The sequence below is a fragment of the Pseudomonas sp. VI4.1 genome, assembly GCF_002029345.1.
Taxonomy (GTDB): domain Bacteria; phylum Pseudomonadota; class Gammaproteobacteria; order Pseudomonadales; family Pseudomonadaceae; genus Aquipseudomonas.
On sequence record NZ_MULM01000155.1, the window covers coordinates 37619 to 51223 of the forward strand.

13 protein-coding genes are annotated in these 13605 nt (G+C 62.0%); 6 read left to right on the forward strand and 7 right to left on the reverse strand.

Annotated features, from left to right (window positions below; translation table 11 throughout):
* Window positions 1-70 precede the first annotated feature (70 nt).
* A complete protein-coding gene (locus BZ163_RS16215) occupies window positions 71-1411 on the forward strand; it encodes a cell wall metabolism sensor histidine kinase WalK (RefSeq protein ID WP_128871752.1) in 1341 nt (446 codons plus the stop codon).
* 107 nt (window positions 1412-1518) lie between these two features.
* On the opposite strand, the gene BZ163_RS16220 is transcribed toward BZ163_RS16215, so the two are convergent.
* Window positions 1519-2085, reverse strand: coding sequence for an NAD(P)H nitroreductase (locus tag BZ163_RS16220; protein ID WP_128871753.1), 567 nt, complete (start codon window positions 2083-2085; stop codon window positions 1519-1521).
* A 122-nt stretch (window positions 2086-2207) separates the two neighbouring features.
* Here BZ163_RS16220 and BZ163_RS16225 point away from each other — a divergent pair, with 122 nt between their 5' ends.
* A complete protein-coding gene (locus tag BZ163_RS16225; protein ID WP_128871754.1) occupies window positions 2208-3662 on the forward strand; it encodes a TrkH family potassium uptake protein in 1455 nt (484 codons plus the stop codon).
* Here BZ163_RS16225 and BZ163_RS16230 read toward each other — a convergent pair.
* Complete coding sequence (locus BZ163_RS16230; RefSeq protein WP_218190523.1) at window positions 3619-4680, reverse strand: AraC family transcriptional regulator; 1062 nt, start codon at window positions 4678-4680, stop codon at window positions 3619-3621. The genes BZ163_RS16225 and BZ163_RS16230 overlap by 44 nt on opposite strands.
* Window positions 4681-4840: 160 nt before the next feature.
* Here BZ163_RS16230 and BZ163_RS16235 point away from each other — a divergent pair, with 160 nt between their 5' ends.
* Both BZ163_RS16235 and BZ163_RS16240 read left to right on the forward strand, forming a co-directional pair.
* Window positions 4841-5152, forward strand: coding sequence for a DUF962 domain-containing protein (locus BZ163_RS16235; RefSeq protein ID WP_128871755.1), 312 nt, complete (start codon window positions 4841-4843; stop codon window positions 5150-5152).
* Between the two features lie 27 nt (window positions 5153-5179).
* Window positions 5180-5770, forward strand: a complete 591-nt coding sequence (locus BZ163_RS16240) for an HD domain-containing protein (RefSeq protein WP_128871756.1) — start codon at window positions 5180-5182, stop codon at window positions 5768-5770.
* 14 nt (window positions 5771-5784) lie between these two features.
* On the opposite strand, the gene BZ163_RS16245 is transcribed toward BZ163_RS16240, so the two are convergent.
* A complete protein-coding gene (locus BZ163_RS16245) occupies window positions 5785-6600 on the reverse strand; it encodes a UDP-2,3-diacylglucosamine diphosphatase (protein ID WP_128871757.1) in 816 nt (271 codons plus the stop codon).
* Between the two features lie 136 nt (window positions 6601-6736).
* On the opposite strand from BZ163_RS16245, the gene BZ163_RS16250 reads away from it, so the two are divergent.
* Together BZ163_RS16250 and BZ163_RS16255 are read left to right on the forward strand one after the other, a co-directional pair.
* On the forward strand, window positions 6737-7501 hold the full coding sequence (locus BZ163_RS16250) for an AraC family transcriptional regulator (protein WP_128871758.1): 765 nt from the start codon (window positions 6737-6739) through the stop codon (window positions 7499-7501).
* A 120-nt stretch (window positions 7502-7621) separates the two neighbouring features.
* Window positions 7622-8515 (forward strand): DMT family transporter, encoded by an 894-nt coding sequence (locus tag BZ163_RS16255; protein ID WP_128871759.1) that lies wholly within the window; start codon window positions 7622-7624, stop codon window positions 8513-8515.
* Here BZ163_RS16255 and BZ163_RS16260 read toward each other — a convergent pair.
* From BZ163_RS16260 to recQ, 4 genes are all read right to left on the reverse strand, one after another.
* Window positions 8509-8796, reverse strand: coding sequence for a SelT/SelW/SelH family protein (locus BZ163_RS16260; RefSeq protein ID WP_128871760.1), 288 nt, complete (start codon window positions 8794-8796; stop codon window positions 8509-8511). The genes BZ163_RS16255 and BZ163_RS16260 overlap by 7 nt on opposite strands.
* Before the next feature lie 74 nt (window positions 8797-8870).
* Window positions 8871-10652 (reverse strand): FimV/HubP family polar landmark protein, encoded by a 1782-nt coding sequence (locus tag BZ163_RS16265; RefSeq protein ID WP_128871761.1) that lies wholly within the window; start codon window positions 10650-10652, stop codon window positions 8871-8873.
* Window positions 10653-10780: 128 nt separating this feature from the next.
* Complete coding sequence (locus tag BZ163_RS16270; protein ID WP_128871762.1) at window positions 10781-11215, reverse strand: MarR family transcriptional regulator; 435 nt, start codon at window positions 11213-11215, stop codon at window positions 10781-10783.
* 118 nt (window positions 11216-11333) lie between these two features.
* Window positions 11334-13460, reverse strand: a complete 2127-nt coding sequence (recQ, locus tag BZ163_RS16275; RefSeq protein WP_128871763.1) for a DNA helicase RecQ — start codon at window positions 13458-13460, stop codon at window positions 11334-11336.
* Between the last annotated feature and the right edge of the window lie 145 nt (window positions 13461-13605).

Consider the following 13605-nt stretch of genomic DNA (forward strand, 5'->3'; position numbering starts at 1 on the left):
TTGAATGACACACCGCTTTCGCTGGCAAGCCAGCTCCTACATTAGCTTTGTGTTTGTCTGAGGATTATCTGTGCGCTCATTGTTCTGGCGTATCCTGGCCAGCTTCTGGCTGGCCATCGCTCTGGTGGCAGGGCTGTCCATTCTGCTCGGGCACATGCTCAACCAGGACGCGTGGATTCTCAGCCGCCACCCGGGTCTCAACACCCTGGCCGAACAGTGGACGCAAACCTATGAAGCCCAGGGAGAAGATGCAGCCCAGGATCTTCTGCAACAGCGCAAGCGCCAGTATCACATCGACGTCCAGGTGCTCAACGAGAGCGGCGATCCGGTGGTGCGCGGCACTTTCCCCCGCCGCGCGGCAGCCTTTGAAGCGCGGCAGCAAAACGACGATCGCCGCCTGCCGTGGCGCCGCCTGACCGATGAGTACACCAGCGCAAAAACCGGTGACACCTACCTGCTGATCTATCGAATCCCCCATCCGGAACTGGACGCCTGGCACCGCGAAAGCCTGCTCTGGCCGTTGAGTGCATTAGGCATTGCGTTGGTGGTGCTGACCCTGTTCAGTCTGCTGGTGACCTTTTCGATCACCCGCCCGCTGAGCCGCTTGCGCGGCGCGGTGCATGACCTTGGGCAAACCACCTATCAACAGAACAGCCTGGTGAAACTGGCCAACCGGCGCGATGAATTCGGCGTGCTCGCCAACGATTTCAACCGGATGGGCGCGCGCCTGCAAAGTCTGATCGGCAGCCAGCGGCAACTGTTGCGCGATGTATCCCATGAATTGCGCTCGCCCCTCGCCCGACTGCGCATTGCACTGGCACTGGCCGAACGGGCCAACCCCGAGGAACGGGAAAAACTCTGGCCACGCCTGACCCGTGAATGCGACCGGCTGGAAGCGCTGATCAGCGAAATCCTGGTGCTGGCGCGGGTCGATGCCGACAACGCCAGCGCCGAAGAGGTGGACCTGAATGCCTTGCTCAACACCCTGCAAAAAGATGCACAGTTAGGTTCGCCGGAGCAGAACGTGCGCCTGGAGGCCGAGCCGCAACTGAACCTCAAAGGCTGGCCGACCATGATCGAGCGCGCGGTGGACAACCTGCTGCGCAACGCCCAGCGCTTCAACCCCGCAGGACAATCGATAGAAATGCTGGCATCACGCCAGGGTGAGCGCATTGTCGTCAGCGTGCGCGACCATGGGCCCGGTGTGGAGGCCGAGCATTTGAGCCAGTTGGGTGAGCCGTTCTATCGGGCACCGGGACAGACTGCGGCGGGGCATGGCCTGGGATTGGCGATTGCCCGTCGTGCGGCGGAGCGCCATGGCGGGAGCCTGGTGCTGGCCAATCATCCGCAGGGTGGGTTTATCGCCAGCCTCGAATTGCCGTTGGTGCCGGGGGCTGTGATCCAACCCTGAAACCCTGTGGGAGCGGGCTTGCTCGCGAAGGCGTGTGTCAGGCAATCATGCGTTAATTGACACACCGCATTCGCGAGCAAGCCCGCTCCCACAGTTGATTGGTGGGGTCAGACCTTTCCGGGCCAGGCGCTGACGAATTCGGCCAGATCAACCTTCTCCGCCACCCGCGGTTCCTTCTGCGGCGTGCCCAGGTAAAGAAACGCGATCACCTCTTCCCCTTCCGCCAGCCCCAACCCTTTGGCCACATGCGGCGAATACGCCAGCTCACCGGTGCGCCATACCGCACCAATTCCTTGCGCATAGGCCGCCAGCAAAATCCCGTGCGCCGCGCAACCCGCCGCCAGCAGCTGTTCGGACTTCGGATATTTGACGTGGTCCTGCAAACGGGCGATCACCACCACCACCAGCGGCGCACGCAGCGGCCCGTTGCGCGCCTTGTCCAGCGCCGCCTCGGACACTTCGCTGTCCTGCAGCCGCGCCGCTTCGGCCAGCAACTCGCCCATCTGCTCGCGCGCCGCGCCTTCGACTGTCAGAAAGCGCCAAGGCTGCAAGTGGCCATGGTCCGGTGCACGCATCGCAGCGGCAAACAGCACTTCGCGCTGCTCCGGGGTGGGTGCCGGTTCAAGCAGTCGTGGAACGGAAACACGGTTGAGCAACGCGTCGAGAGCCTGCATCGGCCACCTCCTGAAAAAATTGTCCGGCTATTCTAGCTGCAAGTGCGCAAACCCTGCCGGTTTACATGCCCTGCGTCGCAGGTAGAATGGCGCCCTTCCCTATTTCAGCCCGAGCGGACTTCATGGCGTTGCCGACCTTACGGACCATTGGTTTCATCATCGGCATCTTCCTGATCACGCTGGCCATCGCCATGGTCGTGCCCATGGCCACGCTGGTGATCTTCGAGCGCACCGGCGATCTGCCGTCGTTTCTCTGGGCGAGCATGATCACCTTTGTCGCAGGCCTGGCCCTGGTCATTCCCGGGCGTCCCGAACACGTGCACCTGCGCCCGCGGGACATGTACCTGCTGACCGTCAGCAGCTGGCTGGTGGTGTGCATTTTCGCCGCGCTGCCGTTTCTGCTGACTCAACATATCAGCTACACCGACTCGTTCTTCGAAAGCATGTCCGGGATTACCGCCACCGGAGCGACGGTGCTCAACCGCCTGGATGACATGTCCCCCGGCATCCTGATGTGGCGCTCGTTGCTGCACTGGATCGGCGGCATCGGGTTTATCGGCATGGCGGTCGCGATTCTGCCACTGCTGCGCATCGGTGGCATGCGCCTGTTCCAGACCGAGTCGTCGGACCGTTCCGAAAAGGTCATGCCCCGCTCGCACATGGTGGCGCGCCTGATCGTCGCGGCCTACGTCGGCATTACCATTTTCGGCAGCCTGGCGTTCTGGTGGGCCGGGATGACCCCGTTCGATGCGATCAACCACGCCATGTCGGCGATCTCCACCGGCGGTTTCTCCACCTCCGACCAGTCCCTGGCGAAATGGACGCAACCGGCGGTGCACTGGGTCGCCATCGTCATCATGATTCTTGGCAGCCTGCCGTTCACCCTGTACGTGGCGACCTTGCGCGGTAACCGCAAGGCCCTGATCAAGGATCAGCAGGTGCAAGGCTTGCTCGGCATGCTGCTGGTGACCTGGCTGGTACTCGGCACCTGGTACTGGTGGACCACCCAGCTGCATTGGCTCGAGGCATTGCGGCACGTGGCGCTGAACGTGACCTCGGTGGTGACGACGACAGGCTTCGCGCTTGGGGACTACAGCTTGTGGGGAAATTTCTCGCTGATGTTGTTCTTCTACCTGGGCTTTGTCGGCGGCTGCTCGGGATCGACCGCTGGCGGGATCAAGATTTTCCGTTTCCAGGTCGCCTATATCCTGCTCAAGGCCAACCTTAACCAATTGATTCACCCGCGTGCGGTGATCAAGCAGAAGTACAACGGTCACCGTCTCGACGAAGAGATCGTGCGCTCGATCCTGACCTTTTCGTTCTTCTTCGCCATCACCATCTGCGTGATCGCCCTGCTGCTGTCGCTGCTCGGCGTGGACTGGATGACCGCCCTTACCGGCGCGGCCAGTACCGTGTCCGGTGTCGGTCCGGGACTGGGCGAGACCATCGGCCCGGCAGGTAACTTCGCGTCCCTGCCGGACGCCGCCAAATGGATTCTCTCGTTCGGCATGCTGCTCGGCCGACTGGAGATCATTACGGTATTTGTCCTGTGTATACCGGCGTTCTGGCGTCACTGACCGGGTTCGGCGTTTCCATCAACCGCACCCGGTACTCGCCGGGGGTGGCATCGAACCAGCGTCGAAAAGCGCGGAAGAAGTTGCTCGGATCGGCGAACCCCAACAGGTAGGCAATCTCCAGCAGGGTCATGCCCGGTTGCGCCAGATACTGCTCCGCCAGTTCGCGCCGGGTGTCGTCCAACAGCGCCTGGAAACTCGTGCCCTCTTCCTGCAGGCGTCGCTGCAAGGTCCGTTGCGACAGGTGCAGGGTCTGCGCCACGGTATCGCGCTTGGGTTCGCCCTGGGGCAGCAACCGGCACAACACCTGCCGCGCCTTGTGGGTCACCCGGCTTTCGGAGAACCGCGCCAGGTATTCGCCGGCAAACCGGTCATGCAGCAGCGCCATCGCCTCGTTGGCCGTCGGCAGCGGCGCTTCCATGTCGGCGCGCTCGAAGATCAACGCGTCATACGGCGCGTTGAATGCCATCGGGGCGTGGAAGGCTTGTTTATAGGGTTCGAGATTGATCGGCTCATCGCCCTGCAACAACACCTTGCGCGGCTGCAGGATGCGCCCGGTCAACCAGCCACACAGCGCCAGGGCACAGGCCAGTGAAGCTTCGGCGCTCTGCCGGGTAGGCGGCAGATGGTCGCCATGCACCGTCAGAATCAGCGCATAGCCTTCATCCAGCAACCGGAAACTCAGGTCGGCACTTTCAGCGATGATCCGCTGATAACGCACCAGCCGCTGAAAACCTTCGGCCAGGGTCTGGCTGGACATCAGGGCATAGCCCGCCACGTGGAAGGAGGCCGGCCGCACCACCTTGCCCATGTTCAGGCCAATCGCCGGGTTGCCGGACAGCTCGACCGCACGCTGCCACAGGCGTGTCATGGAATCTTGCGGGAAGCGCGCGTCCGGATCATCCAGCGCTGAATAGTCGAGTCCCAGTTGCCTGAACAGAACCCGGCAATCCAGGCCATCCATTTCCAGTGCCTTGACAATCCCCATTGCCCAGCTTGCAGATGTCGTTCGTTCGCTCATGGCGTGTTCTTAAATGATGAGCCGCACGCAGCGGCCGATTTCCGAAGGATACTAAAGTGGCGCCCATAGTCACTGGCTGATGCCATTGTTCACTCTAGACTTAAATAAGCTACCCGCAGAACAACTTGCAGTCAGAACAATAACCACCGAGATCGCGGTCGTGGAAAACATCAGACGTTTCAACAGTTTCGCTGAGTTTTACCCGTATTACCTCAGCGAACACAGCAACAGTACCTGCCGACGACTGCACTTTATCGGCACGACGCTGGTGATCTTCATCCTGGCCCTGACCCTCGGCAAAGGTGCCTGGCTGATGTTGCTGACCTTGCCGCTGGCGGGTTACAGCTTCGCCTGGATCGGGCATTTCTTCTTCGAAAAAAACCGTCCCGCGACCTTCCAGCACCCGCTGTACAGCCTGCTCGGCGATTTCGTGATGTACCGGGACATGATCCTGGGTCGCGTGCCGTTCTAGGGGCAATCCGTCAACCGAGGACAGTCGATGAATGCCAACGCCCGTTTCACCCACATGAAGGACGGCACGCAGGAAGACTGGGCGATCATCGCCGCCGACTTCAGTGCCTACGCCCGACAACTGCCGACGCGGATTGTGGCGCACCTGAAATTGCTCGAGGGTGACTTCGGCGGCTTCCCGGTGGATCGCCTGACCCACTCCCTGCAAACCGCCACCCGCGCCTGGCGCGATGGTCGCGACGAAGAATACGTGGTCTGCGCCCTGCTTCACGACATCGGGGATACCCTGGGTTCCTATAACCATCCAGACATCGCCGCGGCGATCCTCAAGCCGTTCGTCAGCGCCGAGAATCTGTGGATGGTGGAAAAACACGGGATCTTCCAGGGGTATTACTTCTTCCATTACCTGGGCATGGACCGGCATTTGCGCGAGCAATTCAGCGGCCATCCGCAGTATCAGGCGACGATCGAATTCTGCGCCAGATATGATGCGGCGGGGTTTGATCCGGCGTATGACACGCTGCCGTTGAGCTTCTTCGAGCCAATGATGGAGCGGGTGTTTGCGCAGCCGAGGAATTCGATTTACAAGGCGGCGATGGCGGAGCATGCGCCAGCCTGATGGATCTGGAGTGTTCAGGCCGGCTCCGCGACTTTCACTGCTCTCAACTCCGCTTCCCGCGCCTGGGCATCCGCCAACCGATACAACTCGATCGAGCCGTCCCAATGCTCGATCAACGCCGTGCACGACTCCACCCAATCCCCGCAATTGAGGTAATCCACCTCGCCCACCTTGCGGATCTCGGCATGGTGGATGTGCCCGCACACCACCCCATGCAGTCCGCGTTTGACGCATTCGTGGGCAATGGCTTCTTCAAAATCGCCGATGAAGCTGACCGCTGTCTTCACTTTGTGCTTGAGATACGCCGACAACGACCAGTAGCCATAGCCATAACGGGCACGCCAATGATTGAGCCAGCGGTTGAGGGTCAGGGTCACTTCGTAGGCGGAGTCGCCAAGAAAGGCCAGCCAGCGGTGGTAACGGGTGATCACATCGAACTGGTCGCCATGGATCACCAGCAAATGACGGCCATCGGCGGTGACGTGCACGGCTTCGTCCACCAACTGGATGTTGCCCAGGATCAGCTTCGAGTAACGGCGCAGGAACTCGTCATGGTTGCCGGTAACGTAAATCACCTCGGTGCCGCGCTTGCTCATGGTCAGCAAACGACGGATCACATTGGTGTGCGCCTGGGGCCAGTACATGCCGCCGCGCAGTTTCCAGCCGTCGATGATGTCGCCGACCAGGTAGACCTTGTCCGCATGGTAGCCCTTGAGAAACTGCGACAGGTGCTCGGCCTGGCAATCCCGGGTGCCCAGATGCACATCGGAAATCCACAAGGTCCGCACACGTTGCTTGCGACTGGGTTTGGCGAACTCGGCGCTGGTCATGGGCAACCCTCTGGCGTTTGTTTGGGCAAGCTTGCGCCGGCCGGATTAATGGCCCATGACAGAGGCAAGTCAGTCCCGTGACAGCGCTCGCGTACGCCCTCGGTGTAGAATGGCGACCTTATTCGGGAGACCTGCGATGAGACCGATCCTCACGCTACGCCAGTACAGCGACGAGCTGATCGTCCACAGCCACGACCACGCGCAACTGGTGTTCGGACTGTCTGGCGCGCTGGATTTCGAGGTCGACGGACGCGGCAGCCAGGTGGTCCAGCAGAGTTTCGTGGTGGTGCCGTCCGGTTTTCACCATGCCTGCGGCAGCGCCAATGGCAGCCGTTGCCTGGTGCTGGATGTGCCAGGCGATGAGTGGGTCTTGCAGTCACTGGGTGATCACGCGCAAGCCAGCCGGCGCTTGCTCGACAACGCCGGGCGCCTGCCGCTGGATGCCGGGCAAAGCCAACTGGTGAACTGGCTGGCGGCCAGCCAGGTCAGTGATCCTCTGATCGCGCAACAGGGTGCGGTGCTGTTGCTGGCCAGCCTCAACCATGCCAAACCGCAGGTGGTGGGCGGTCGGCGCCTGCCCTATGCGGCGCTCAATGCGCATATTGATCAGCATGCAGCCTACCCGCTGCAAGTCGCCGACCTGGCGCGTATCGCCGGACTGTCCAGCGCCCGGGTGCATGCGCGCTTCGTTGCCGAATGCGGTCAGACCCCGATGGACTATATCCGTAGCCGGCGCTTGCATATGGCCGTGGGCATGCTGCGGGATTCGGCGCTGCCCATTGGTGAGATCGCCAGTCGGGTCGGCTACAGCTCGCAGAGCGCCTTCGCGGCCGCGGTGCTGCGCGAATTTGGCGCCTCGCCCGGCACATTGCGGCGCGAGGCTGGCGACAAACAACGATAGTTTGTCGACAGACACAGATGGCCTCACACGATTCGTGTAGGAGCTGCCGCAGCCTGCGGCAGCTCCTACCCGGGACCGTGCTCACGTTGGTGAGATTCGATACGTTTATCAAGGATTGCAATGACTCCCCGTACCGCCCTTGGCGCCCTGCATATCGGCGCACTGATGTTTGGCCTGACCGGTGTGTTCGGCAAACTCGCCGCCGCCTCCCCCGCCGTCATCGTTTTCGGGCGTGCCGCCTTTGCCGTGCTGGCGTTGGCGTTTTTTGCGCGGTTCGCCAGCGCTACGCGCTGGCGCAAGCTCGAGGCCGTGGACTGGCGCCGGTTGTTGCTCAGCGGCTTGCTGCTGGCCGGGCACTGGGTCAGTTTTTTCATTGCGGTGAAGGTCGCCGGCGTGGCGATCGCGACCCTGGGCTTTGCCAGTTTCCCGGCGTTTACCGTGATCCTCGAAGGGCTGATCTTCCGCGAGCGGATTCGCGCCAACGAAATCCTGCTGGTGGTGCTGGTGAGCGTCGGGCTGGTGCTGGTCACGCCGGACTTCGATCTGGCCAGTGGCGCCACCACCGGCCTGCTGTGGGCGGTGGCTTCCGGCTTGCTGTTCGCCCTGCTGTCGTTGACCAACCGAGCCAGCTCCGGGCGCATCCCGCCGGTGCAGGCGGCGCTGTGTCAGAACGTGGTGGTCGCGCTGTGCCTGCTGCCGGTGGCGGCACCGCAATTGAGCGAGGTGCGCGCCCTCGACTGGCTGTGGATTGGCCTGCTCGGAGTGTTCTGCACCGGCGTCGCTCATAGCCTGTTCGTCGCCAGCCTGGCAGTGATCAAGGCGCGAACCGCCGCGGTGGTGTTCGCCCTGGAGCCGGTTTACGGAATCACCATGGCCTGGTTGCTGTTCGATGAAAACCCGACGCTGCGCATGCTGTTCGGCGGTGCGCTGATCATCGTAGCGATTGTGGTGTCCAGCCGGCTCTCGGGCGGTTCAAGCAACAAGACCGTTGCGGCACAAGCCCCGTCTCACTGAGTGCGGTCGTTGTGCCCCAGGTCGCGGTCCGGATCGATCCGGTCGCGGACCCGCTGCTTGAGCACCTTGGCCTCGGGAAAACCGCCGTCGGCCTTGCGTTCCCAGATTTGCACCTCGTCACAAAAAATGTGAAAGACCCCGCCGGTGCCGGGCACCAGGGACACTTTGCCCAGGTCGTCGCCAAAGGTACTGAGCAGTTCCTGGGCCAGCCAGGCCGCACGCAACAGCCATTGGCATTGCGTGCAATACGTGATGACGATTTCCGGTTTATGCGCGGTCATGATGGGCAGGATTCCTGGGCCAGAGGGCGTCGCTATCATAACCGGGTTTATCGTTTGCCCCGATCTTTTGACCTTCAGCGGATGCCGGCCAATAGACTCCGGGCGGTCTGTCTGAGTGGCTCGTCGCCGTCCTTGAGCAGCTCGTTGAGCAGTTCGATGGCGCTGTCCAGGTCGCCGTCATCGATGCAGGTCTGGGCCTGCTCCAGTTTGCCTGCATTGCTCGATTCGGACGGCTCAGGATCCTCGGCACTCAACGGTTCAAGTTCCAGGGACAAGCCGGTATCTGCGAATCCGTCGAGAAAGTCGTCATCCAGCGGCTGCGCATCAGGTTCGGCCACCCACTCGAACGCGGGTTCGTCCAGCGTCGGTTCGTCAGGCATTTCGAACACATCGGGCAAGACGTGCAGATTCGAGGTGAATTCAGGCTCGTGGGGGCGTGACGCCTCATTCGGCGATGCGGCGGCGGGCGGTGAAGTGTCGAAGGGGCTGATCAAGTCCCAGTTCGAATCCATCGAAAGGTCATCCAGGTTCAACTGGAACTCATCGCTGGCGGCGGCCTGGGGCTGCGCAACCAAGGGCGGTGCGATGGCCAAGGCGGCCACAGTGCCCAGTTTCGGATAACGCTCACGCATTTCCTGAAGCTGGTGCGGGTCGAATCCGGTATCACGCAGGCTGTTTTCCTGCGCTTCATAGGCGGACACGTCACCCTGCCGGCCCAGCACTTCCAACAGCTGCACGGCCAGATCGGTGCGGTTCGGCTCCTTGACCAACGCCTCCCTCAACACACCGGCCGCTTCGGAAAAACGGCCATAGGCCAGATAGATGCCGACCCCTTCGAGCACATCGCCCGCCGACGACTCTTCGCCCTGGCCGGATGCCGGAGCAGGCGGCTGCGCTTGCCGATCCAGCACCGGCTCCTGCCGTGACGGCAAAACGGCTAACGGCTCAGGGACTGCCTGAACCTGCTGTCGCCGACGGCGAATGAACCATCCGAGCAACGCCAGGGCCACCAGCAACAGCACCCCGTAGATCAGTGGCCAGTGAGTCGTCTCGATTTTTTCAACGGCAACCGGCGCTGGCGCCGCGACGTCTGGCGCAACAGGCGCAACAGGCGCCACCGCAGCCTGGGTGACTTGCGCCAATTGAGTCTGCAACTCGGTGACCTGTTTTTTCTGGCCGGCAATGTGCTCGTTCTGAGCCTGCAATTTTGCATTCAGCTCATCGATCGTGGTTTGCAACGCCTGGTTCTTCAGGACGCTGACGGCCAGTTGCTCGGCAACAGGATCAGTGACCGGCGCGGCAGCCGGTTGCGCGACAGACGGGGTGAGCGGCTTTTTGCTCTTCACCGCAGGTGCCACTGCCACGGCCGGCTCGACACTCGGGAATCCGGACGATTGAGTGCTGGCAACCGGTTCGTCAGCCACCGGAACAATCCCCGGTGCGCCCGGCGGGTCGATCAATACCGTGTACTCGCGCAGCACGCGTCCGTTGGGCTGATTGAGCTGCACCAGGAAATTGAGGAAGGGCTCATTGACCGGCTTGTTGGAGCTCACCCGGATCAGCCGGCGGTCGCCGCGCAGGATCGGCGTGAACTTCAGGTCGTTGAGGAAGAACGCCCGATCAACGCCGGCGCGGCTGAATTCTTCTGCCGTCGCCAGGCTGACCGACAACTCGCCCTCCGCAAGGCCCGCGGCGTCCATCAGGGCGATGTCGGCACGCAGCGGTTGATTCAGTGCCGAATGCAGGGTGATTTCACCCAAGCCCAGCGCGGGGGCCAATGCCGAGTAGGCAACAGCACCACCGACCAGAAGCAGCCTGGCGCAACCCCGCAATACCACGTGCAAACTCTCGAGCATGAGCATCCCTTGGATAACCGGAACCAACTTGTACGCGTTCGCACATCCGGTACGAACACGATATTGCCGACTAGTTCTTTATAGTCTGCCCAACGGGGTATCTCAAAGGACCGGCACGCGGCTATGCCTCAAGATTTTTCCAGGTTGGCCAGTATGTGACCGTGAACCCGCATGCAGATTTTCAGATCCGCTTCATCAACGCCTTCGAACAGTTCGTGACGCAACTGGGTGGCAATGGTTTCAATCTGGTCGATCAGGGGGTGGGCCGGGGCACAGAGGACGATCTTCTTGGCCCGGCGGTCTTCCAGTACCGATTGACGTTGCACCAGTCCCTGGCCTTCCAGGCTGTCGAGCAACCGGGCCAGGGTCGGCCCTTCTACGCCGACGCTTTGCGCCAGTTCGCGTTGGGTGGGTGCATCGTCGAAACGCGCCAGGTGCAGCAGCACCAGCCAGCGAGCCTGGGACAGTCCCAGGCCGGCCAGGCGGCGGTCCAGTTCGGCACGCCAGCCACGTGACATCTGGGCCAGTTGCATGCCAAAGCGGTGTTGATCGGTGAACGGCATAAAACACTCATGATTAGGCTGAAATAGAGAAATACTAATTATTAGTCAGCTAAGCATGACCCTTGGCTATAGGCAAGGGTTGCCATTCAGTGAATCGTTACATCTGTATACCAAGCCATCAGATTTCGAATTCCGACTGCAGAGCGGCCCGGACGCAGTACAAAACACCTTCCGGCACTCGTCCGGCGAACAGCGCGGCAATCTCCGACACGGGTGGCAATTCACCCTCGCCGTCAAGGAAGGCGTCCTGGATTTCGCCCATCAAGTCTTCGGGCAGATCCAGCGCCTGCTCCAGCGACAACTGCTGCTTGCCAATCGCTTCGGCGAGCATGGTGTAGACGTTCTTTTCCGAGCATTGCAGTTGACCGGCGATCTGCAGCGGGGTCATGCCGGCCCGCGCCAGGGTGATCAGCTCGTGGCGTACGTCGGCCACCACGGGTGGCGCCTCGACCTGGCCGCCAAGCACTTCGAGGAAGGCCTGGCCATAACGCTCCAGCTTGCGTGCACCGACGCCGCTGACCGTGGCCATCTCCGCCAGCGAGGTCGGCTGGCTGCGCAGCATTTCCAGCAGCGTCGAGTCGGGGAAGATGACGTAGGGCGGCACACCATGCTCTTCGGCGAGTTTGCGACGCAGGGCCCGCAAGGCTTCCCACTGTTCGCGTTCTTCGCCGCGAACCAGCTGGCTCGCCTGGCTCTTGCTGCTTTTGGCAGTGGTTTGCGGCTTGAGGTCGCGGCGCAGTTCCAGGGTCACTTCGCCCTTGAGCAATGGCCGGCAGCTGTCACTCAGGCGCAGGCCGCCGTAACCTTCGAGGTCGATGTCGGCCAGGCCGCGGGCAACCAGCTGGCGGAACAGGGAGCGCCATTCTCCTTCGGCCATCGCCTTGCCGACACCGTAGACCGACAGGTGCTGATGACCGATGCTGCGGATTTTCTCGTTGTCCTTGCCCAGCAGCACGTCCACCAGATGCCCGACGCCATAGCGTTGGCCGGTGCGGTAGATCGCCGAGAGCGCCTGGCGGGCCGGTTCGGTAGCGTCCCAGGTCTGTACGCCGTCGACGCAGTTGTCGCAATGGCCGCAGGGTTCAGGCATGTCTTCGTCGAAATAAGCCAGCAGCGTCTGGCGGCGGCAGCGGGTTTCTTCGCAGAGCGAGAGCATCGCGTCGAGCTTGTGCTGCTCCAGACGCTTGTGGCGTTCGTCGCCCTCGGAGTTCTGCAACATCTGCTTGAGCATCACCACGTCTTGCAGGCCGTACGCCATCCAGGCATCCGCCGGCAGCCCGTCACGGCCGCCGCGACCGGTTTCCTGGTAATACGCTTCAAGGGATTTGGGCAAATCGAGGTGAGCGACGAAGCGCACGTTGGGTTTATCGATGCCCATGCCGAATGCCACGGTGGCGACCATGATCAGGCCTTCCTCGTTGAGGAAGCGTTTCTGGTGGTGGGCCCGGGTATCGTTGGGCAGACCGGCGTGATAGGGCAGTGCCGGGAACCCTTGCTCGCTGAGGAACACCGCGACTTCGTCGACCTTCTTGCGCGACAGGCAATAGACGATGCCGGCATCGCTGCGCCGTTCGGCCAGGAACGCCAGCAATTGCTTGCGCGGCTGCTCCTTGGGCACGATGCGGTAGAAAATGTTCGGGCGATCGAAACTCGAGAGGAAACGCTCGGCGTCCTGCAAGTGCAGGCGCTCGACGATTTCTTCCCGGGTACGCTTGTCGGCGGTCGCGGTCAGGGCGATGCGCGGGACATGGGGGAACAGCTCCGCCAGCTGGCCCAGTTGCAGGTATTCGCGGCGGAAGTCGTGGCCCCACTGGGACACGCAATGCGCTTCATCGATGGCGAACAGGGCGATTTCAAGGCTTTGCAGGAACGCGAGCATGCGCGGCTGGACCAGGCGCTCGGGCGCGAGATAAAGCATCTTCACTTCACCGCGCTTGATCCGGGCAGCCAGATCCCGTTGCTGCTCGGCGCTCAGTGTGGAATTCAGTGCAGCCGCGGCGACACCCAGCTCTTCGAGGGTCGCGACCTGATCGTCCATCAACGCGATCAGCGGCGAAACCACCACCGCCAAACCTTCGCGCAGCAGCGCCGGCACCTGGAAGCACAGGGATTTGCCGCCGCCGGTAGGCATCAGCACCAGGGCGTCGCCGCCGCTGGCCACGCGCTCAATGATTGCACCCTGGCGGCCACGGAAACTGTCGTAGCCGAAGATGTCCTTGAGGACGCGTTGAGCCTGTTCGAGCATAAAAACTCCAGAAATCACCAAAAACATCCCTGCAAGACTGGTTCAGAACCACGCAGGCTGCACTGACGAATAGTAAGTGCGCATTGCATGACGCTTCACATCTCAGCCGTGGCGCCAGCAGGGCATCACAAAACGCGCGAGTATA